The organism is Microbacterium sp. NPDC006705 (assembly GCF_044903545.1).
GTDB classification, from domain to species: Bacteria; Actinomycetota; Actinomycetes; order Actinomycetales; family Microbacteriaceae; genus Microbacterium; species Microbacterium plantarum.
Genome location: NZ_JBJDQQ010000002.1, coordinates 673642 through 693669 on the forward strand (window position 1 = coordinate 673642; position 20028 = coordinate 693669).

The 20028-nt window shown below is 70.5% G+C and carries 17 protein-coding genes and 1 pseudogene; 11 read left to right on the top strand and 7 right to left on the bottom strand.

Translation table 11 applies throughout. From position 1 onward, the window contains the following. Positions 1-6 precede the first annotated feature (6 nt). Both ACI2K6_RS13735 and ACI2K6_RS13740 read right to left on the bottom strand, forming a co-directional pair. On the bottom strand, positions 7-1629 hold the full coding sequence (locus ACI2K6_RS13735) for a HAMP domain-containing sensor histidine kinase (RefSeq protein WP_274178998.1): 1623 nt from the start codon (positions 1627-1629) through the stop codon (positions 7-9). Between the two features lie 6 nt (positions 1630-1635). Next, positions 1636-2634 (bottom strand): glycerophosphodiester phosphodiesterase family protein, encoded by a 999-nt coding sequence (locus ACI2K6_RS13740; RefSeq protein WP_323986491.1) that lies wholly within the window; start codon positions 2632-2634, stop codon positions 1636-1638. Positions 2635-2792: 158 nt separating this feature from the next. Here ACI2K6_RS13740 and ACI2K6_RS13745 point away from each other — a divergent pair, with 158 nt between their 5' ends. The 8 genes from ACI2K6_RS13745 (at position 2793) to ACI2K6_RS13780 (ending at position 14068) form a co-directional block, all read left to right on the top strand. Continuing rightward, the gene (locus ACI2K6_RS13745) at positions 2793-3689 is read left to right on the top strand and encodes a Bax inhibitor-1/YccA family protein (RefSeq protein ID WP_269267994.1); all 897 of its coding nucleotides are present in this window, start codon (positions 2793-2795) and stop codon (positions 3687-3689) included. An 88-nt stretch (positions 3690-3777) separates the two neighbouring features. Continuing rightward, positions 3778-5007 carry an ROK family transcriptional regulator gene (locus ACI2K6_RS13750; RefSeq protein WP_274179000.1) on the top strand — a complete coding sequence of 410 codons (1230 nt, stop codon included), beginning with the start codon at positions 3778-3780 and terminating at the stop codon, positions 5005-5007. A 107-nt stretch (positions 5008-5114) separates the two neighbouring features. After that, positions 5115-6476 carry an extracellular solute-binding protein gene (locus ACI2K6_RS13755; protein ID WP_282501453.1) on the top strand — a complete coding sequence of 454 codons (1362 nt, stop codon included), beginning with the start codon at positions 5115-5117 and terminating at the stop codon, positions 6474-6476. Positions 6477-6483: 7 nt separating this feature from the next. After that, positions 6484-7428, top strand: coding sequence for a carbohydrate ABC transporter permease (locus ACI2K6_RS13760; RefSeq protein WP_112617506.1), 945 nt, complete (start codon positions 6484-6486; stop codon positions 7426-7428). A 1-nt stretch (position 7429) separates the two neighbouring features. Then, positions 7430-8281 (top strand): carbohydrate ABC transporter permease, encoded by an 852-nt coding sequence (locus ACI2K6_RS13765; RefSeq protein ID WP_112617507.1) that lies wholly within the window; start codon positions 7430-7432, stop codon positions 8279-8281. A 27-nt stretch (positions 8282-8308) separates the two neighbouring features. After that, a complete protein-coding gene (locus ACI2K6_RS13770; RefSeq protein WP_404568835.1) occupies positions 8309-11335 on the top strand; it encodes an alpha-mannosidase in 3027 nt (1008 codons plus the stop codon). A gap of 209 nt (positions 11336-11544) precedes the next feature. Continuing rightward, the gene (locus ACI2K6_RS13775) at positions 11545-13341 is read left to right on the top strand and encodes a ribonucleoside triphosphate reductase (RefSeq protein WP_274179003.1); all 1797 of its coding nucleotides are present in this window, start codon (positions 11545-11547) and stop codon (positions 13339-13341) included. A gap of 10 nt (positions 13342-13351) precedes the next feature. Continuing rightward, on the top strand, positions 13352-14068 hold the full coding sequence (locus ACI2K6_RS13780) for an anaerobic ribonucleoside-triphosphate reductase activating protein (RefSeq protein ID WP_274179004.1): 717 nt from the start codon (positions 13352-13354) through the stop codon (positions 14066-14068). A 30-nt stretch (positions 14069-14098) separates the two neighbouring features. Here ACI2K6_RS13780 and ACI2K6_RS13785 read toward each other — a convergent pair whose 3' ends face one another. Genes ACI2K6_RS13785 through ACI2K6_RS13795 form a run of 3 tightly spaced genes read right to left on the bottom strand, consistent with a single transcriptional unit; the run spans position 14099 to position 16045 of the window. Further along, on the bottom strand, positions 14099-14695 hold the full coding sequence (locus tag ACI2K6_RS13785) for a CbiQ family ECF transporter T component (RefSeq protein ID WP_274179005.1): 597 nt from the start codon (positions 14693-14695) through the stop codon (positions 14099-14101). 25 nt (positions 14696-14720) lie between these two features. Then, complete coding sequence (locus tag ACI2K6_RS13790; protein WP_404568836.1) at positions 14721-15407, bottom strand: energy-coupling factor ABC transporter ATP-binding protein; 687 nt, start codon at positions 15405-15407, stop codon at positions 14721-14723. After that, positions 15404-16045 (bottom strand): biotin transporter BioY, encoded by a 642-nt coding sequence (locus ACI2K6_RS13795; protein WP_404568837.1) that lies wholly within the window; start codon positions 16043-16045, stop codon positions 15404-15406. Before ACI2K6_RS13795 ends, ACI2K6_RS13790 begins: the two co-directional genes overlap by 4 nt. A 51-nt stretch (positions 16046-16096) precedes the next feature. On the opposite strand from ACI2K6_RS13795, the gene ACI2K6_RS13800 reads away from it, so the two are divergent. Beyond that, entirely contained in the window at positions 16097-16744 is a 648-nt protein-coding gene (locus tag ACI2K6_RS13800) for a TetR family transcriptional regulator (RefSeq protein ID WP_404568838.1), read from the top strand. Here the strand turns inward: ACI2K6_RS13800 and ACI2K6_RS13805 are convergent. Then, positions 16683-17090: a DUF2809 domain-containing protein gene (locus tag ACI2K6_RS13805; RefSeq protein ID WP_274179009.1), complete on the bottom strand. Its 408-nt coding sequence runs from the start codon at positions 17088-17090 to the stop codon at positions 16683-16685. The genes ACI2K6_RS13800 and ACI2K6_RS13805 overlap by 62 nt on opposite strands. Continuing rightward, positions 17087-17977 (bottom strand): NUDIX domain-containing protein, encoded by an 891-nt coding sequence (locus ACI2K6_RS13810; protein WP_404568839.1) that lies wholly within the window; start codon positions 17975-17977, stop codon positions 17087-17089. Before ACI2K6_RS13810 ends, ACI2K6_RS13805 begins: the two co-directional genes overlap by 4 nt. A 93-nt stretch (positions 17978-18070) precedes the next feature. On the opposite strand from ACI2K6_RS13810, the gene ACI2K6_RS13815 reads away from it, so the two are divergent. Further along, positions 18071-18490, top strand: coding sequence for a GNAT family N-acetyltransferase (locus ACI2K6_RS13815; protein ID WP_112617516.1), 420 nt, complete (start codon positions 18071-18073; stop codon positions 18488-18490). A 129-nt stretch (positions 18491-18619) separates the two neighbouring features. Further along, positions 18620-19997: pseudogene (locus ACI2K6_RS13820) on the top strand (DUF222 domain-containing protein). Positions 19998-20028 lie beyond the last annotated feature (31 nt).

Below are 20028 nucleotides of genomic sequence, written 5' to 3' on the forward strand. Positions count from 1 at the left end.
GACACCCTAGGGGACGGCGGAGACGTGATCGAGAGGCGGAGGGGCGTCCGGCGGGCTGGCCCGCGGCAGCCTCACGACGGCGACGGTACCGCCCACCCGCCCGGGCGTCAGCCGCACCTCGCCCCCGTGGGCGCGCGCCAGCCCGCGCGCGAGGGCGAGCCCGAGCCCGAGCCCCTGCGCAGCGCTCCGACGCGAGCGCGTGGTGCGATAGAACCGCTCGAACGCCTGACGGCGCTCGGCAGGGGTCATGCCGGGGCCCTCGTCGGTCACCGAGATCTCGACCTCGTCCGGTCTCATCGCGATCGAGATCTCGACGACACCGGCGGAAGGCGACACCTGCCGGGCATTGTGCAGCAGCTCGGTCATGATCGCCTGAAGGTCGCGGGCTGCGATGCGCGCGTGCACCGTGGCTCCAGTCACGGTCACGGCCACGCCGGAGTCGCCGTCGGCCGATTCGGCGACGACCCTGTCGACGACGGCACGAGCCTCGCACGCCGCTGTCCCGGGCGTCGCGTCCGCTCGACCCGTCGCGAGGATCAGTTCGACGGTGTGCTCCAGTCTCTCGGCGGCGCGGTGGATGGTCTCCCAGCGGTCGCGATGCTCCGGCATCGCTCCGGCGAGCGCGAGCTCGGCATTGCCGAGGATGACCGTGAGCGGCGTCCGAAGTTCATGGCCCACCGTGTCGAGGAATCGATCGCGGACGTCGACGGCTTCGACGAGCTCGGTCACGTCCTGGGCGACCACGAGCACGCCGATGGGCTCGCCGTCGAGCGCGATGGGGCGGGCGACGAAGCGCAGCGCTACCTGATCGCCCGGCTCACCGACCCACACGCGACGCGCCTCGGCGAGTTCACCCGAAAGGATGATGTCGCGCAGGTCCGCCCCCACCACGACCGGGGTGATCCGGTCTTCCTCGTAGACGGACGTGCGCCCGTCCTGGTCGAGCGAGATCGCGATCCCCGCACGCTGGGCCAGCGCATGCGCGGGGGCGTTCGCGACCAGCACCGCGCCGTCATCGCCGAAGAGCACGATCGCGTCCGGGCTCGTGTCGAGCAGCTGGCGCAGCGCGGCGTCGGCCCGGTTCGAGGAGTCGAGCGCCTCGGCCAATCGATGCGTGGCGCGTCGGGCCCTGGTGCGGTGGCGGCCGAGGTCGGTGGAGACGAAACGACTTCCCATCGCAAACATGCCGAGCAGCGCCGGCACCGTCGCGAGCGCCAGCCACTCCGCGAGCCCGGCGGGCGGCTCGGTCGCCGCCGCGAGAGGCAGCAGCCCCGCGAGGAGGACTCCCAGCGCCGCAACGGGCGGTGGGAACGCGAAGGCGAGCCAGGCGATCGGGAAGATGACGAGCATTCCGGTCACCGGCAGCAGATCGATGGCACCGTTGCGCAGCGGGGCGCAGGCGAGAATCGAGACGAGCGGGACGATGCACACCCAGACGGTTCCGCGAGTCGGCTTGTCGCGCCAGACGAACCCCATCGCGACACAGGCCGCGACGATGACGCTCACGCCGACGACGTAAGCCACGGTGATGCGCTCGGGAGCGACGACCGCGACGGTCGTGGAGATCATCACCGTCGACGCCCCCATCAGATACTGGGCGTAGGGCTGGATCCGGGGTCTGCTGAGCATCGGGGATCAGCGCCCGAACACGTCGACGCCGAGATCCGGGTGGTCGACGAAGACGCCGTCGACGCCGGATGCCACGAGCTCGGCCCACTCGCCCGCGTAGTCTCCCCAGGCGGACCGACCGCCACCGCGTCGGTGCCGCCGGACGAGGAAGGCGTTCTCGGGACGCGCCGTCCACGTGAAGACGGCCAGCTCGCGCTCGTGCGCTGCGGCAACGAGCACCCGACCGCCGTCCGTGCCCCGCGCGGGGTCGAGGATCATCCGCTTGTCCAGGCTCACACCGGCGACCCGCCCGCGGAGGTCGTCGAGCCCCGCGGGCGACGACCACTCCCGGTAGCTGCGTGCCCCCGCGCCCTCAGTCGCGACCGAGTCGTACGGCTCACCGTCGGCCTCGAGGAGGAAGATCCGCGCGCCCCGGACGCCGGCGTCTGCCAGGCGGTCGAGGATCGTGAGCTCGAACGACTCGATCCACAGCGGCAGGTCGCCGTCGGTCCAGCCAGCCGCGTCGAGCTCTGCCGCGATGAGCTCGGACACGTCGAAGCCGGCGGCCTCCAGGAAGGTGGCGTGCTTGATCTCGAGCACGACGCCGGGCCGCCGCCCGGAGGTCTTCGCGGCATCCGTGACGAGGTCGAGGAGATCGCGCAGCCGCAGCATCGGCTCCGCGCCGTCATGACGAGCGCTGTCGGGCCGCAGCGCCGGGAGCCGCTCGCGGCAGCGCAGCCGTGACAGCTCGTCCCAGGTGAAGTCCTCCGCGAACCAGCCGGTGAGCGACGCGCCGTCGACGGTCTTCGTGGTGCGGCGCGAAGCGAACTCGGGATGGTCGGCAACGTCGGTGGTCGAGCCGATCTCGTTCTCATGCCGGATCACGGCGACCCCGTCCCGACTGAAGACCACGTCCGGCTCGACGGCATCGACCCCGCTCTCGAGCGCGAGGTGATAGGAGGAGCGGGTGTGCTCGGGACGATACCCGGGCGCACCGCGGTGGCCGATCACGAGCGGGCGGGACACGACCCCAGCGTACGGGCCGATGACGCGTGATTTCGCTCAGGGCGATCGGCTTCATGGCCTGCTCACAGCGCCGCGCATATCCGGGAGGAACCGGTTCCCGTAGGCTGGGTATACACGGCATCCAGCTGTGTCGACCCTCGACTTGGAGTGTGAGAGCAGTGGCCCTCAATAACCCCGCATTCGACAATCCCGCGTTCAAGGAGCAGCGGCCGGGTCTGACGCCGCCCGCCGCCCCCGGCATGCAGACCGCCTCGGCGCAGCACGCCGGCGTGAACGCCGCTACGCAGGCCCACCTCGAAGGCATGTACGCGGCACCCGCCGCCGGTGCCCGCGAGACCTCCCGCATGACGGTCGAAGACACCGTCGTCAAGACGCTCGGGCTCTTCGCGATCCTGCTGGCCACGGCGGTCGTCGGTTGGGTCTGGACGCTCTCGCCGGTGACGCGCGACAACCCCGCCCCCACGATGATGCCCTGGATCATCGGTGCGCTCGGCGGCTTCGTCCTGGCGATGGTCGTCACCTTCACCTCGCGCAAGAAGGTCCGGCCCGGCCTGATCTTCGGGTATGCCGCGTTCGAGGGCCTCTTCGTCGGCGGTATCTCCGCCTACCTCGAGTTCATCTTCCCGGGCATCGTCATGCAGGCGACCCTCGCGACCCTCGCGGTCGTCGGCGTGACCCTTGCCCTCTTCGCCAGCGGCAAGGTCCGCGCGTCGGCCAAGGCGACGAAGATCTTCATGATCGCGATGCTCGGCTACCTCGTCTTCTCGCTGCTGAACGTCGGCCTGATGCTCTTCGGGGTAATCCCGGGCGGCATGATGTTCGGCCTCCACAGCATGAAGATCGCTGGCATCCCGCTCGGCCTCATCATCGGTGTGCTCGTGGTCATCATGGCGGCGTACTCGCTCGTGCTCGACTTCGACAACATCCAGCAGGGCGTCCGTAACGGCGCACCCCGTCAGTACGGCTGGGTCGGCGCTTTCGGCATCATGGTGACGGTCGTCTGGCTGTACGTCGAGATCCTCCGCATCATCGCGATCCTGCGCGGCAACAACTGACGCTCCCCCGCGATCGCCGAAGGCCCGTCCGGTTCGCCGGGCGGGCCTTCGTCATGCGCGTGCGCAGTATGGTTCGACGGGAGGAACCATGAGACGCGGCTCGAACCTGCCGGCCGTCGGCACGTACAACCAGACGCTCGTGCTCGACCTGATCCGGCGCTCCCCCGACGGCATCAGCCGCATCGAGCTCGCCGCCCGCACGGGGCTGTCCGCCCAGACGCTCAGCAATGTCGCCCGCCGTCTCGTCGCCGAGGGCTGGGTGCGCGAGGGGACCCCGATCGTCACCGGGCCCGGCAAGCCCCGGACCCCGCTCCAGCTCGACCCGACGGCCCGGTGCGCCGTCGGCATCCATCTCGATCCGGCCGTCGAGACGGTCGTCGTGGTCGACCTTCTGGGCGAGGTCGTCGCTCAGACCGAGCGCGCCCCGCGACCCGCCGCGACCCGCGAGCAGATCCTCGACGACCTCGTCGGCACCGTCGAGTCGCTGCTCGCGGAGGGCGGCCGTTCCCGGGCATCCGTGCTCGGCATCGGCGTCGCCGCTCCTGGCCCCCTCGACGCGGACGCGGGGGTCCTGTTCGAGCCGCCGCTCCTGCCGCCGGTCTGGCACGACCTCGCCCTCGGGCCGTTGCTGCGCGAGGCGACGGGACTGCCGACCACGGTCGAGAAGGATGTCGTCGCGGCGATGGTCGGCGAGCTCTGGCGGGATGCCGCGCAAGAGCTGCAGGACTCCATCTTCGTGTACTACGGAGCGGGCGTCGGCGCGGGCCTCGCCGTCGACGGCGCACCGATCCGGGGCCGTACGGGAAACGCCGGTGACGTCGCCCACCTCGTCGTCGAACCGGGCGGGCCGGCATGCGGATGCGGTCAGCGCGGATGCCTCGGCGCCGCCATCGCCCCCGAACGGCTGCTCGTCGACGGGGGCGTGATAGACGGCAGTGAGCCCGTGGCCGCACCCGCGCTCCGGGAACGCCTCCGCGAGCTCGCCGCCCGGGCGCGCGCCGGCGACGAGCGCGCCGCGTCGGCGGTGCGGCGAGCCGGGTCGAGCCTCGCCCGCGCCGTCGTGCAGATCAACAACCTCCTCGACGCGGATGTCGTCGTGGTCGGGGGGCCGCTGTGGAAGCTCCTCTCGACGACGGCCGGGCCCGCCCTCTCCGACGCCGTGGCGGCGAGCACCGAGACCGCCACGGTGCGCGGCATCCGCGTGCTCGAAAGCGGACTGGCCACGGATGCCGCCGCCGTGGGCGCCGCGTGCCTCGTGCTCGATGCCGCGATGACCGCCCGCCCGACCGACCTCATGATTGCGGGCGCCCCGGACTGAACCCACCGGGAAACGCCGAGGCGAAGCCTTGTTCTTTTATTCCATTTGTTTTATAAAAGACGTGCGCACGCACCAGCGCCCCTCGTCAAAGCAAAGGAGCTTCGACCATGAAGAGACCCATCACGACCGTGGCCGTCGTCGGCATCGCAGCGTTCTCGCTCGCTCTCACGAGCTGCGGCAGCGGCGGCGGGGGCGGAGACGAAGCGTCGTCCGACACGATCCGCGTCGCCTATCAGAAGACGACGTCGTTCACCGCGATGGACGAGCTCATGAAGAAGACGAAGGAGGAGTACGAGGCCGCGCACGAGGGGATGACGGTCGAGCTCGTGCCGATCGAGGCGGAGCAGGACCAGTACTTCACCAAGCTCGCCCTCATGAACGGGTCGGCGGGGACGGCGCCCGATGTGATCTACGAGGACACCTTCCAAATCCGATCGGATGCCGCCGCCGGATACCTGCAGCCGATCGACGACTATCTCGCCGACTGGGACCAGTGGGAGCAGTACGACGACGGCGCCAAGCAGGCCGGGCTCGGCGACGACGGCAAGACGTACGGCGTCTCGCTCGGCACCGACACCCGGGGCCTCTACTTCAACAAGCAGCTGTTCGCGGCGGCGGGGCTTCCCGAGGACTGGGCGCCGGAGAGCTGGGACGACGTGCTCGAGGCTGCGCGCACCATCAAGGAGAGCAACCCCGACGTCATCCCGTTCAACATCTACGCGTCGCAGGCCCTGGGCGAGGCGACGTCGATGCAGGGCTTCGAGATGCTGCTCTACGGCACCGAGGATGAGCTCCTCGACACCGACACGAACAAGTGGGTCACCGGCTCGGCGGGGTTCCTCGACGCACTCGAGTTCTATCAGACGGTCGCGGAGGAGAAGCTCGGCCCCGACCCCGCGCTGGCTCTCGACGCCGGCTGGGGAACCAAAGTCAGCACGGAACTCCTTCCCCAGGGCGGGATCGCCATCGCGCTCGACGGTTCGTGGCTGCCGAGCAACTGGATCGACGGCGAGAACGCCTGGCCGGAGTGGGAGCAGACGATGGGCTTCGCCGCGATGCCGACGCAGGACGGCGGCGGTGACGGCTTCACCTCGATGTCGGGCGGCTGGACGCTCGCGATGGGCGCCAACGCGAAGAACCCGCAGGCTGCCTTCGACTTCATCGCCCAGGCGCTGACGTTCGAGAACGCGCTGATGTACCACCAGGAGGCCGGACAGATCGCCGTGCGCAAGGACGTCGCCGCCAGCCAGGAGTACCTCGACTACAACCCGTCGTTCGAGTTCTTCTCATCGCTCGTGCCGTACACCCACTTCCGGCCGGCGACGCCCGACTACTCGCAGATCTCGGCGAACATCCCGCGCGCGACGGAGTCGATCTTCACCGGTCAGGCGACCCCGCAGGATGCACAGGCCGCGTACGACTCCGCTCTCGTCGGCATCGTCGGCGAGGAGAACACGCAGGCGGGCTGATCCAGCGATGACCGCCACCGCCACCGTCACCACCGGCGGTCGGCACCGCCCGGGCCGGGAGATCACCTCCCGGTCCGGCCGGTCGGCCGGCCGTGCCGCCGCACGACTTCTCCCGCTCCTGCCCGCGGTGCTCCTGCTGCTGGCGTTCATGCTCGGACCGATCGTCTACGCGCTCTACGGGTCACTGACCGACCGCGCCATGACCGGGCCCCGCGCCGCGAACCCGCAGTTCATCGGACTCGACAACTACACGGCCCTGTTCGCCTCGGGAGAGTTCTGGCTCTCGCTCGGGCTCACCGTGGTGTTCGTGCTGGCGTCCGCCGTGATCGGCCAGAACGTCCTCGGGATGCTGCTCGCGGTCCTCATCCGGAACTCGGTGAAGCCGCTGCGTTCGCTCGTCGGCGGACTCGTGGTGCTGGCGTGGGTGCTGCCCGAGATCGTCGCCGCCTTCGCCCTCTACGCCTTCTTCCAGACCGACGGCACCCTCAACACCTTCCTCGGCTGGTTCGGGCTGGAGGGCACGAGCTGGCTGTACTACTTCCCGATGCTGGCGGTGATCCTGGCGAACATCTGGCGCGGCACGGCCTTCTCGATGATGGTCTACAACGCGGCGCTGTCCGAGGTGCCGCCCGAGCTGATCGAGGCCGCGACGATCGACGGCGCCGGCGCCTGGCAGCGCTTCATCCGCGTCACCCTCCCCGTCATCCGGCGGTCGATCTCGACCAATCTGCTGCTGACGACGTTGCAGACGCTCGGCGTGTTCACGCTCATCTGGGTGATGACCGGGGGCGGTCCGGGAACACAGTCGTCGACGCTCCCCGTGCTGGCGTTCCAGGAGGCGTTCAAGTTCGCCCAGGTCGGATACGGCACCGCGATCGCCGTCGTGACGCTCCTGATCGGCGCCGTCTTCTCCGCCGTCTACATCCGCATCCTCAAGCCGGAGGTCGACTGACATGGCCACCATCGCCACCTCGGTCTCGGCACCGCGGAAGCGGGCTCAGACCGTGCTGTCGTCGATCATCCTCGCGGCGATCGGCGTGCTCTTCCTCGTGCCGCTGCTGTGGATCGTCTTCGCTTCCTTCGACGGCGACGCGAAGGTCACGATGAAGGTCCCCGAGACCTGGACCCTCGAGAACTACACGCAGGTGATGACGTGGGAGCTCACGTTCCAGCCTCTCCTGAACTCGATCCTCGTCTCGCTGGGCACCGCCGTCATCACCGTCGTCGTCGGTGTGCTCGCGGCCTACCCGCTGTCGCGCTACGCGATGCGGTTCCAGAAGACGTTCATGTACGCGATCCTCTTCGGCACCGGGCTGCCGATCACCGCGATGATGGTGCCGGTCTACGCGCTGTTCGTCTCGTTCGGGCTGCTCGACTCGGTGTGGGGCGTCATCGTCTTCATGGCCGCGACATCTCTGCCGATGGCGATCTGGATGCTGAAGAACTTCATGGACTCGGTGCCGATCTCTCTCGAAGAGGCCGCCTGGGTCGACGGGGCCGGGTCGATGCAGGCTCTCGCGCGCATCGTCATCCCGCTCATGCGCTCAGGCATCGGCGTCGTGTTCATCTTCGTCTTCACGACCGCCTGGGGGAACTTCTTCGTCCCCTTCGTGCTGCTCTTCACGTCGTCGAAGTTCCCGGCGGCGGTGTCGATCTTCAACTTCTTCGGTCAGTACGGCTCGATCGCCTACGGACAGCTCGCCGCCTACTCGGTGCTCTACGCCGCACCGATGGTGGTGCTGTACGTCCTCGTTCAGCGATTCTCGGGCGGCTCGTTCGCCCTCGCCGGCTCCGTCAAGGGCTGACCCGCTTCCTCCTCGAAAGGCTCCTCCATGCACGACCGCTCCACTCTCGCGCTGCTGCGCATCGACCGATTCGTCCGGGAACGTCTGGCCCCGGCGATCCACCGCGACTCCCGCCCGCTCGCGGTCAGCTGCTGGGAGGCGCCGGCCGAGCCGGTCGCCTTCGACGAGGCCCGCGACGGCGCCTACCGTCCGATCACGGTCGGCGACCCGTGGGGACGCCCGTGGGGGACGACCTGGTTCCGCGTCACGGGCGAGGCGCCGGACGAGTGGTTCGACGGGGGCGAGCCGATCGCCGGGACGCGACCCGAGCTCGTCGTCGACCTCGGATTCACGACCGGACAGGCGGGCTTCCAATGCGAGGCGATGGTGTGGTCGGTCGACGGCCGGCCGCTGCGCGGCATCGCGCCGTTCAACAACGCGGTGACCGAGGCGGTGTCGCCGGGCGGTGAGATCGACGTCTTCGTGGAGGGCGCCTCCAACCCCGACGTCGGGAGCATCTTCACCTTCGCGCCCACACCGGTCGGCGACCGGGCGACCGCCGGGGACGATCCCGTCTACGTGCTGCGGACGGTCGATGTGCGACTGCGCGACCTCGAGGTCACCGCTCTCCTGGACGACACCTCGGCGCTTCGGGGACTTGCGGCGCAGCTCGACCCGGCGTCGGCCCGCCGTGCCGACCTCCTTCTCGCCTTGGAGCGGATGATCGACGTCGTCGACCCGCACGACGTCGCCGGTACCGCCGCCGCGGGCCGCGCCGTCCTCGCTCCCGTGCTGGCCGCGCCGGCCTCGGCGAGCGCACACACCCTGCATGCCGTCGGGCACGCCCATATCGACTCGGCGTGGCTGTGGCCGGTGCGCGAGACGGTGCGGAAGGTCGCTCGCACGTTCTCGAACGTCCTCTCGCTCATGGACGAAGACCCCGACTTCGTCTTCGCCGCGTCGTCGGCGCAGCAGTACGCATGGGTGAAGGAGTACTACCCCGACCTGTTCGAGCGCATCCGCGCGCGTGTGGCGGAGGGCCGGTTCGTGCCGGTCGGCAGCATGTGGGTCGAATCCGACACGAACCTGCCCGGCGCGGAGGCCCTGGCGCGGCAGTTCATCGCGGGCAAAGGCTTCTTCGAGCGCGAGTTCGGCATCGACACCCCCGAGGTGTGGCTTCCCGATTCGTTCGGTTACAGCGGAGCTCTTCCGCAGATCGCGAAGGCCGCGGGCGCCCGCTGGTTCCTCACGCAGAAGATCTCGTGGAACGAGACGAACCGGATGCCGCACCACACCTTCCGGTGGGAAGGCATCGACGGCACCCGCCTTTTCACCCACTTCCCGCCGGTCGACTCGTACAACTCGATCGTGTCGGCAGCCGAGCTCGCGCACGCCGAACGCAACTACGCCGACAAGGGGCGCGGCACGGTGTCGCTGCTCCCCTATGGATTCGGTGACGGCGGGGGCGGCCCCACGCGCGAGATGACGGCGGCGATCGCGCGGACGACCTCGCTGGAGGGCTCACCCCGTGTCGTTCACTCGACACCGCAGCGGTTCTTCGAGACCGCCGAAGCGGAGTACCCCGAGCCCGAGGTCTGGGTCGGCGAGCTCTATCTCGAGTTCCACCGCGGCACCTACACGAGCCAGCTCGCCACGAAGCAGGGCAACCGCCGCAGCGAGCACCTGCTGCGCGAGGCCGAGCTGTGGGCGACGACCGCGGCTGTGCGCACCGGCGCGCCGTATCCCGCCGAGAGGCTCGCGCGGGCGTGGGAGACGGTGCTGCTGCAGCAGTTCCACGACATCCTGCCGGGATCGTCGATCGCCTGGGTCTATCAGGACGCCGAGCGCAACTACGCCGCGGTCGCCCGCGAGCTCGAGGAGATCATCGGCGACGCGTTGACCGCTCTCGCGGGACCGCCCGAGTCGGGCGAGGCCACATCCGAGCTCAGGGTCAACGCCGCGCCGCACGCGCGCGGCGGGGTTCCGGCGCTCGGAGCCGTACCCGTTGCCCCGGCATCCCGCGTGCGCCCCGAACGCTCGCCCGAGGGCTGGGTGCTCGACAACGGCATCGTGCGCGTGGTGATCGACGATCGCGGCCTGATCGTCTCGGCGGTCGATGTGGCGAGTGGTCGCGAGAGTGTGCCGCCGGGCGCGGCATCCGCTCTTCTGCAACTGCACCGCGACACCCCGACGCAGTGGGATGCCTGGGATGTCGACGTGCACTATCGGAACACCGTCACCGACCTCACCGACATCGACGGCGTCGAGCTCGACGGCGACGAGGTCGTCGTCTCCCGGTCGTTCGGCTCGTCGCGCGTGGTCGAGCGCATCGGACTCGATGCCGGGTCGCGCACCCTGTCGCTCGGGTTCGAACTCGACTGGCACGAGACGCAGAAACTGCTCAAGCTCGCGTTCCCCGTCGACGTGCACACCGACAGCGCGACCTCGGAGGTGCAGTTCGGCCACATCGAGCGGAAGACCCACACCAACACGTCGTGGGATGCCGCGCGCTTCGAGACCGTCGCGCAGCGGTGGGTGCGCGTGGGCGAACCCGGCTTCGGCGTCGCGGTCGTGAACGACTCCACCTACGGTCACGACATCACGCGAGCCGAGCGCTCGGTCGGCGGCGGCACGGTCTCGGTCGTCCGGCTGTCGCTCATCCGGTCGGCGCTGTTCCCCGATCCCACGCAGGATCAGGGCGCGTATGCACTGCGGGTCGGCCTGGTCGTCGGCGCGGACGTCGAGGATGCCGTCGTCGAGGGCTATCGGCTGAATCTGCCCGAACGGGTGGTGACGGGGACCGCCTCCGCGATCGAGCCGATCGTGACGGTGGCGGATCCGGGGGTCGTCGTCGAGGCGGTCAAGCTCGCCGAGGACGGCTCGGGCGACGTGGTCGTGCGGCTGTACGAGGCGCTCGGTCGCCGTGTCGACACCGTCGTGCACCCCGGCTTCGACGCCCGCGCGGTGACCCAGACCGATCTGCTCGAGCGCGAGGTCGCGGCATCCGCTCTGTCCGGCGATACCGCGCTGTCCCTCCGCCCGTTCGAGATCGTGACCCTTCGCTTCGCCCGCTGAGCCCTGCCTCCGCGGGTCGCGGAACTCGGAGGATGCCGCGTACTTCGGACCTATTCGCGCGATATGTCCGAAGTCCGCGACATTCTCCGCTGTTCGTGCGCGAGCCGTGCGCGGATTTGTTCCGGCGCGCCACGCGGGGCCGACACAGCATGTAGTGGCTGAATCGAGATTCGACCCCCACATCTGGGGCATCTCGTGAAGGGACCTCCATGACCACACGCAACATCCCCGTCCGAAGCACTGTGGAGGAGTACCTCGAGAGACGCGACTGGCGCGTCAACGCGAACGCGAATCAGGGCTACAGCCTCGGCGGGCTCATCCTCAACGCGTCTGGCAAGCTGATCGCCAACTACTGGCTCGACGAGGTCTACGCGCCCGAGGCCGGAGCCGCGCACCGCGACGGCGACATCCACATCCACGATCTCGACGTGTTCGCCGGCTACTGCGCCGGGTGGTCGCTGCGCCAGCTCCTCGAGCAGGGGTTCAACGGGGTTCCGGGCGCGATCTCGTCGGCCCCGCCGAAGCACTTCTCGAGCGCCCTCGGCCAGATCGTCAACTTCCTCGGCACCCTTCAGAACGAGTGGGCCGGAGCGCAGGCGTTCAGCTCGTTCGACACCTATCTCGCACCCTTCGTGCGGCTGGACGGGCTCGACGAGCGAGCCGTGCGCCAGGGCATCCAGGAGCTCGTCTTCAACCTCAACGTCCCCTCGCGATGGGGCACCCAGACCCCGTTCACCAACCTGACCTTCGACTGGACCTGCCCCGACGACCTCGCCGACCAGCGCCCGCTCGTCGGCGGGCGCCTCGCCGACTTCACGTACGGCGATCTCGCGCCCGAGATGGCGATGATCAACCGCGCGTTCCTGTCGGTGATGACCGAGGGCGACGCCGACGGCCGGGCGTTCACCTTCCCCATCCCGACCTACAACATCACGAAGGACTTCGACTGGGACTCTCCCGAGGCCGACGCGCTGTTCCGGATGACGGCGAAGTACGGCCTGCCCTACTTCCAGAACTTCGTGAACTCCGACCTCGACCCCGGAATGATCCGCTCGATGTGCTGCCGCCTGCAGCTCGACCTCACGGAGCTCCTCAAGCGCGGCAACGGGCTGTTCGGCTCGGCCGAGCAGACCGGGTCGGTCGGGGTCGTCACGATCAACTGCGCGCGGCTCGGATTCGTGCACGCCGGCGACCGCGCGGGCCTGTACGCGCAGCTCGACCGGCTGCTGGAGATCGCGCGCGACAGCCTCGAGGCCAAGCGCACCGTCATCGGACGCAACCTCGACGCGGGCCTGTTCCCCTACAGCCGGCGCTACCTCGGCACCCTGGACAACCACTTCTCGACGATCGGCGTGAACGGGCTGAACGAGGCGGTGCGCAACTTCTCGGGCGACACGGATGACATCACGACCGAGGAGGGGATGCGGTTCGCCGCAGACCTGCTCGATCACGTGCGCGTACGCATGGTGGAGTTCCAGGAGCAGACCGGGCACCTCTACAACCTCGAGGCCACCCCGGCCGAGTCGGCGACCTACCGCTTCGCCCGCGCCGATATCGCGCGCTTCGCGGGCATCCGTCACGCCGGCACGACCGCCAACCCGTACTACACGAACTCGTCGCAGCTGCCGGTCGCGTTCACCGACGACCCATTCCTCGCGATGGAGCTCCAGGAGGGACTGCAGCAGAGGTACACCGGCGGCACCGTCCTGCACCTCTACATGGGCGAGGCCGCACCGACGGCGGCGGCGTGCAAGACCCTCGTCCGCCGTTCGCTCGAGCGGTTCCGCATCCCGTACATCACGATCACCCCCACGTTCTCGATCTGCCCCCAGCACGGGTACCTCTCGGGCGACCACGCGACGTGCCCTCAGTGCCTCGCCGAGTGCGAGGTCTGGACGCGGGTGATGGGCTACTTCCGCCCGGTCTCGTCGTTCAACATCGGCAAGAGAGGCGAGGCCGCCGAGCGTGTGGCGTTCTCGTACGAACGCGCCGCGGCGGTCGTGTGACGTGTCCGCTGTGGCGGGTCGCAGCGCTTCCGGGCTGCGCATCGCGGGACTCTCGCGGTTCTCGACGGTCGATTGGCCGGGGCACCTCGTGGCGACGGTGTTCCTGCAGGGGTGCCCGTGGGACTGCACCTACTGCCACAACCCCGATCTGATCGATCCGCGGACAAGCGGGGTGATGCCGTGGGCGGACGTCGCCGCCTTCCTCGGCGAGCGCCGCGGCCTGCTCGACGGGGTGGTCTTCTCGGGCGGTGAGCCGACGATGCAACGCGCCCTCCCCGACGCGATCGCACGGACCCGCGAACTCGGGTTCGACGTCGGACTGCATACGGGCGGCGCCTACCCGGACCTGCTCGAAGCCGTGCTGCCGGCCCTGTCGTGGATCGGCCTCGATATGAAAGCGGGGGCCGACGACTACGCCGGCGTGACGGGCCGGGGTCCGAGCGGACGCGCCGCACTGCGCTCGCTCGACCTCGTGGTCGCCGCTCAGCGCGAGCGCGCCGCCTCGCCGCATCCGCTCGATGTCGAGGTCCGCACGACCGTGCATCCCGACCTCATCGACGACGCCCGGCTCGGCGATCTCGGCGAGCTGCTGGCCGACCGCGGGGTGCGGCGGTGGGCGATCCAGCGATTCCGTGCGGCGGGCAGCCGGTGCGGCACGCCGGTCGCCGCCCCGCTGCGGCTCGACCGCGTGCCGCGAGAACGGTTCGAGCGCGTCGACGTGAGATGAGGCGCCGCGGTTGCGCGAACTCGGCACGAGTCAGCGCACGCCCCGCGCGGTGAGAGCGTCGCCGAGGTCGTCGGCGTGTTTCAGTGCCAGGACGATGAACGCCAGCGCGGAGGAACGGATGCCGCCTCCCGCGCCCCGCGCGCGGTGCGCGTCTCGCACCTCGCCTGCCAGGCGCGCGAGCGTCGGCACGGAGCCGAGCGCGACGACGAGGAGGAGGGAGATGCGCTCGGGGTCGGCGCCGATCGCCCGGGCGGGACGGAGGGCACGCTCGAAGAGGTCGAGCAGCGCGGCAACCGGCGTCGTCAGCGCCAGCAGGGCGGCGAGCAGGATCGCGGCCAGGATGCGCACGGTTCCGACCACGGCGGACTCGAGCCCCAGGAAGATGAGCTGGCCGGCGAGCGCGATGATCACGAGCCACCGCAGCGCCCGGATCTGTCGGACCAGCTCGCGCCAGCCCGTTCCGGGGACGGCGTAGCAGGCGAGGCACAGGGCGGCCGCACCGGCCGCAGTCGCCGGTGCAGCCGGGAGCAGCGACACCGTCATCACCAGGCCGAGGAGGAGCAGGGTCTTCGGCCCCGCCGGGAGCCGGTGCCACCCCCGCGCATCCGGACGGTAAAGGGTCAGCATCGTGCCGCGCCCGCCTCGGTAGACGTCATCGCCAGGTCCTCGCGTATGAATCGACGACCTCGGCCGCGTTTCCCACGTCGACGATGCGTCCCGCGGTGACGTGCACGCCGACCTCGCACCCCCGCGCGAGATCGAGGTCGTGGGTCACGAGCAGCAGTCGGTGGCCGGTGTCGCCGAGAAGATGACCCGCGATGCGGGCGGCGTTCCGCCCGTCGAGGAACGCGGTCGGCTCGTCCGCGACGACGAGCTCGGGGTCGCGGACGAAGGCTCCGCACAGGGCGAGCAGCTGCTTCTGCCCGCCCGACAGCTCGTGCGCGGGGTGGTCGCGGAGGTCGGTCAGGTCGAACCGATCGAGCGCCCGGTCGACCCGTGCAGCGCGGTCGGCGCGCGAGCCGCGATCGCCGCGAAGCGAGAAGGCGACGTCCTCGGCGACCGTGGGCATGACGATCTGCGCGTCCGGGTTGCTGAAGACGATCGCGACGCGGCGCCGCAGCTCGGCCGCATCCCGGACCGGGTCGCAGCCGAGCACCCGGACGGCTCCCGAGGTCGGCCGCACGAGTCCGCCGATGAGTCGGGCGAGCGTCGACTTGCCCGAACCGTTGTCGCCGACCACCGCGATCGTGCGCGCGTCGAGGCCGAGGGTGAGGGGTTCCAGCACCTGCACGTCCCCGAGGCGGACGGCCGCGGCCTCGAGACGGATGCCGGCCGTCATGCCGGGGCGGCGGTCCGGGTCGGCGCATCATCGCCGGCCCGGGTGCTCGCACGCGGCGCCCACGTGCGCCGGAAGGCGCGAGGGTAGCCGCGCACGAGTGCTCCGATCACGAGCGTCGCGACGACGACCTTGACGATGTCGCCCGGGACGAAAGCGAGGTTCGCCAGCGCCGCCTGCTCGAGCGGCAGGCGCAGGACGAGGCTCTGGACCGGGATGCCGCACGCATACACGACGAGCACCCCGCCGATGAGGAGCCCGGCCGCGGTGCGCCACCACACGGGTCGCCGCCCGCCGGCGTGGACGATCAGCCCCACCACCACGGCGCCGACGAGCCAGCCGACGAGGTAGCCCGCCGTCGGGCCGGCGAAGACCGCGAGCCCGCCGCGGCCGCCCGCGAGGAGCGGAAGCCCCACGGCGACGAGAGCGAGGAAGGTGCCCACCGAGGCCGCGCCGACGACGGGCCCGAGAACGGCGCCGGCGAGCATCACGCCGAGGGTCTGCGCTGTGATCGGCACACCCCCGAACAGCGGGAACGAGCCGGGCAGCCCGAGCACGGCGATGAGGGCCGCGAACACCGCGGCGCGGGCGAGGTCGGTCGCATCGAGCGCGGCGCGCGACGCGGGGATCGACGGGGTCATGGCTCCTCCTGAACACCGTTCACGTGAACGGCGTTCAGGTAGAGTAGCGCCATGATCGCCGACGATTCAAACCGCGGAGGTCGCGCGCCCCGACGCTCGAGGGACGACGTGGTCGACGCCGCCCTCGAGCTGCTCGACCGGGTCGGCCTGCCCGATCTGTCGATGCGGCGCCTCGCCGAGCATCTCGGCGTGCAGCCGAGTGCCTTGTACTGGCACGTCGAGAACAAGCAGCAGCTGCTCGCGGCCGTGAGCGCGCGCATCCTCCGTCCGGTCAGCGCAGATGACGAGGCCGGCACGAGCCTCGACGTCGCCGCCCGAAAGGTCGCCGTGCGCCTGCACGACAGCCTGCTCGCCTACCGCGACGGGGCCGAGGTCGTCTCCAGCTCGCTCGCGCTCGGGCTCGTCGAGCCACCCGTGCACGCGCGGCTCCGGGCCGTCGCACTCGAGCGCGGCGAGTCGGCTTCTCTCGCCGACACGATCGCCGACACCGTCACCCATTTCGTCGTCGGTTTCACCTTCCACCAGCAGCAGCGCCGCAGCGCCGACGCGTGGGGCGCGGCCTCGGGCGACGTCGCCGCCTCGCCCGCGCGCATCGCCGCCGGCGACGATGACGGCTTCACCGCGGCGCTCGACCTGATCATCGCGGGGGTGACGACGGTGCTCGCCGGCGGCGCCACACAGCATCCAGCGCCCCGGTGATGACGATCGTCACGACGTAGACGAGCAGGTCGCGCGCGTCGAACACCGTCCCGAGCACCAGGACCGCCGGCGGGAAGACGGTGGCCGCCCGCGCGGGCAGATCGCTCAGCTGCAACAGCTCGACGGCGATGCACCAGATGCCGGCGACCGCCGCGACGACGACGGTTGCGGCACGGGGTGCGACGGCGACGACGAGAGCGTAGATCAACACGGCGTAGAGCGCGTCACCGGCGATGTCGGTCGCGGCGGTGTCGGGCAGGATGCCGTGGACCACGAGCCCTGCCGCGACGACAGCGACGGCCAGCGCGGCCGCGCCCCAGCGCCGGGCTGCGCGGCCGGTGGTCACAGCCGGTCGCGGAGCCACGACGTCGAGACCGCCCGGGCCCCCACCGCCTCGACGCGAGCGCGCAGCTCGCGATCCGACGTCACGACGCTGACCCGCTCACCCGCGGCCACGGCGGCGGTGGTCGCGTAAACGATCGCATCGTCACCGGCGGCCGGTGCGCGAGCGAGCTCGACCCCCGCGGGGGCGGTGACGTCGCGCGCCTGCCCCTCGACGACGGCGACCACGCGCGGGAACCAGATGTCTTCGGGGAGCTCCAGGTCCGCGGCATCCATCCCCCGCTCGGCCAACGCCGCCACCTGGGCGAGCAGCCGCTCGGCGGCACCGGCCCGATCGCGCCACCAGCCGTCGGGGACCGAACCGACCACGTTCGCGACGTCGACGATGACGGTCGGGCGTAGCGAGAGCAGGCCGCGCAGCCGGGGCCAGGACGCCGCGAACCCGGGATGCAGGGGGAACGACTCGACCTCGTCGACGGGAACCCACGCGAGCTCGCGGCTCTCGGGATCGCTGATGACCGGGTGGAAGGGCGTCGTGACGTCGGCCACGAGGGTGCCGTAGGTCCACACCCCGACATCCAGCACGGACAGGAACCGCGGCACAACGGCGTCCGCGGGAACGCCGGCTTCCTCCGCCGACTCGCGCAATGCTCCGTCGCGCGCGGACTCCCCCGCGTGACGCGCGCCGCCGGGAAGACCCCAGGTGTCGCCGAAGTGGCTCCACGACACCCGATGCTGCAGCAGCACGCCCCGCTCCGGATCGATGGCCAGCAGGCCCGCGGCACCGAAGCGCCCCCAGTAGCGCTCGCCCGACGGCCCCACGACCCACGCGTCGCCGGGATCGCGCGGGCCGTGCGGCGGGCGCGGGGCGGCGGCGGGATCGTCGGTCATCCTCACAGCCTGACACAGCCGCGGTCCGCGGGCCCGTGATTGGCATCGTGTTACCAGCCGGGTCTTCCCGGTGCCGCGGCGCACAATGGGGACGTGGAGTACGAGATCGATGACTCACCCGCCCGCATCCAGCGCGACGTCGTATGGCGCTGGCTCTCGTCCGAGGCCTACTGGGGCCGCTGGCGCGAGCGCTCCGTGCTCGAGGCGCAGCTCGACGCGGCCTGGCGGGTCGTCGGGGCCTACCGCGCCGACACCGGAGAACAGATCGGCTTCGCCCGCGCGGCATCCGATGGCGCGAGCTTTGCCTATCTCGCCGATGTCTTCGTCGTCGCCGAGCACCAGGGCGCGGGCGTCGCGCACCGTATCCTCCGGCGCATGATCGACGAGGGCCCCGGGCACGACTTCCGCTGGACGCTGTTCACGCGCGACGCGCACAGTCTCTACGCCGAATTCGGCTTCGAGACCCCCGACGAGACCGCGATGGTGCGTCGCGCGTCACCCGCCAAGCGCTGAGGCAGCAGAAACCGGTGGACGCGCTCCGGCAGCGATCAACACGGCGCTGCCTGTGGATAGTCGAGGCGCGATGTCGGAGGTCCGTGACATGATTCGAACATGCATTCGAATGGTGGGCTCGGCGGCGGGATGGGTAGCGACGGTGACGTCGATGCCCTCGCTCAGGTGGTCGCGGATGCCGAGGGCGTTTCGGATGCCGCGCGGGCGGTGCAGATTCGTGAGGTTCGGGTGCTTGCCGCGGCGGGGGTGCTCGCGGAGAAGCAGGCGGCTGGGGCATCGGAGAAGGTCAAGGCGCGCGAGATGGCGCTGCGGGGCATCGCGGCTGAACTCGCCGGGGTGTTCGTCGCGACGGACCGGACGCTGCAGCGTCGGATCGACGAGGCGCGCGATCTGGTCGACAACTTCCCGCTGACGATGGCCGCGTGGGAGGACGGGCGCATCGTCCGCGGGCATGTGCGGGTGATCCAGGAGGTCGGATGCCTCGTGCCCGTGGCGGATCGGGCGGAGTTCGAACGCGTCGCGGTTGAGCGGTGCGAGGGCGAGACGCCCAACCGGGTGCGCGAGGCGCTGCGGATGATCGCCGAGCGGATGCACCCGCGGACGTTCACCGAACGGCACGAGGAGGCCGCGGCGGGACGGTGCGTGCGGGTGCAGGCCGGGGCCGATGGGATGTCGGACCTGATCGCGACGCTGCCGACGGTGATCGCGGATGGGATTGTTGACCGGCTGACGCGGCAGGCCCGGGAGATCATCAACGCGCGGGCGCAGGTTGATGCGCCTGGCACGCCTGACACTCGAGCCGACGCGAACGGCGGCTCACCCGATGCCGACACGACGATTCGCGACGGGTCGTCGTTCATCGACGATGCGCGATCGATCGACCAGGTCCGCGCCGACGTGTTCTCCGACCTCCTCCTCGCGGGGGCGCCGGCCCTCGACCCGACTGGCACCGGTGACGGGAAGGGAACGCTCGGGGCGATCCGGGCACACGTGCAGGTCGCCGTGTCCGCACTCACGCTGATGGGTCAGGACGACGGGCCCGCTGACCTGGCCGGGCGCTCGCCCATCGACGCCGCCACTGCACGCGAACTCGCGGGCAACGCAACCTCGTGGGATCGGTTGCTGACCCACCCGGTCACGGGAACCGTGCTCGAATGCGACACCTACCGGCCCACGGCGGCGATGGTGCGGCTGCTGCGGGCACGGGACCGGCACTGCCGGTTCCCCGGATGCCCGGCAACCCGCCATCCGGTGCGAACTCGACCACACGATCGCCGCATCCGACGGCGGGGCGACACATGTCTGCAACCTCGCCAACCTCTGCAAACGCCATCACGACGTCAAACACCACACCCGATGGCGAGTACGACAACTCGCGGGCGGAAGGCTGATCTGGACCTCACCCACCGGGCGGATCTACCGCGAAGACGCACCACCACCGCTCGTCGCCTTCACGGTCGCCACCACGACCACGGATCCACCCGGCCCGGGGGCTCCACCGTTCTGAGCACAAGCGGCCGCGGCGTGCTGCGCCGGGC

What these genes read in the sequence shown, in the direction of transcription:
- ACI2K6_RS13810 (WP_404568839.1), bottom strand. Translation starts at nt 17,977, where the DNA reads ATGACCGACGATCCCGCCGCCGCCCCGCGCCCGCCGCACGGCCCGCGC.
- ACI2K6_RS13755 (WP_282501453.1), top strand. Translation starts at nt 5,115, where the DNA reads ATGAAGAGACCCATCACGACCGTGGCCGTCGTCGGCATCGCAGCGTTC.
- ACI2K6_RS13800 (WP_404568838.1), top strand. Translation starts at nt 16,097, where the DNA reads ATGATCGCCGACGATTCAAACCGCGGAGGTCGCGCGCCCCGACGCTCG.
- ACI2K6_RS13750 (WP_274179000.1), top strand. Translation starts at nt 3,778, where the DNA reads ATGAGACGCGGCTCGAACCTGCCGGCCGTCGGCACGTACAACCAGACG.
- ACI2K6_RS13790 (WP_404568836.1), bottom strand. Translation starts at nt 15,407, where the DNA reads ATGACGGCCGGCATCCGTCTCGAGGCCGCGGCCGTCCGCCTCGGGGAC.
- ACI2K6_RS13785 (WP_274179005.1), bottom strand. Translation starts at nt 14,695, where the DNA reads ATGCTGACCCTTTACCGTCCGGATGCGCGGGGGTGGCACCGGCTCCCG.
- ACI2K6_RS13765 (WP_112617507.1), top strand. Translation starts at nt 7,430, where the DNA reads ATGGCCACCATCGCCACCTCGGTCTCGGCACCGCGGAAGCGGGCTCAG.
- ACI2K6_RS13770 (WP_404568835.1), top strand. Translation starts at nt 8,309, where the DNA reads ATGCACGACCGCTCCACTCTCGCGCTGCTGCGCATCGACCGATTCGTC.
- ACI2K6_RS13735 (WP_274178998.1), bottom strand. Translation starts at nt 1,629, where the DNA reads ATGCTCAGCAGACCCCGGATCCAGCCCTACGCCCAGTATCTGATGGGG.
- ACI2K6_RS13760 (WP_112617506.1), top strand. Translation starts at nt 6,484, where the DNA reads ATGACCGCCACCGCCACCGTCACCACCGGCGGTCGGCACCGCCCGGGC.
- ACI2K6_RS13795 (WP_404568837.1), bottom strand. Translation starts at nt 16,045, where the DNA reads ATGACCCCGTCGATCCCCGCGTCGCGCGCCGCGCTCGATGCGACCGAC.
- ACI2K6_RS13775 (WP_274179003.1), top strand. Translation starts at nt 11,545, where the DNA reads ATGACCACACGCAACATCCCCGTCCGAAGCACTGTGGAGGAGTACCTC.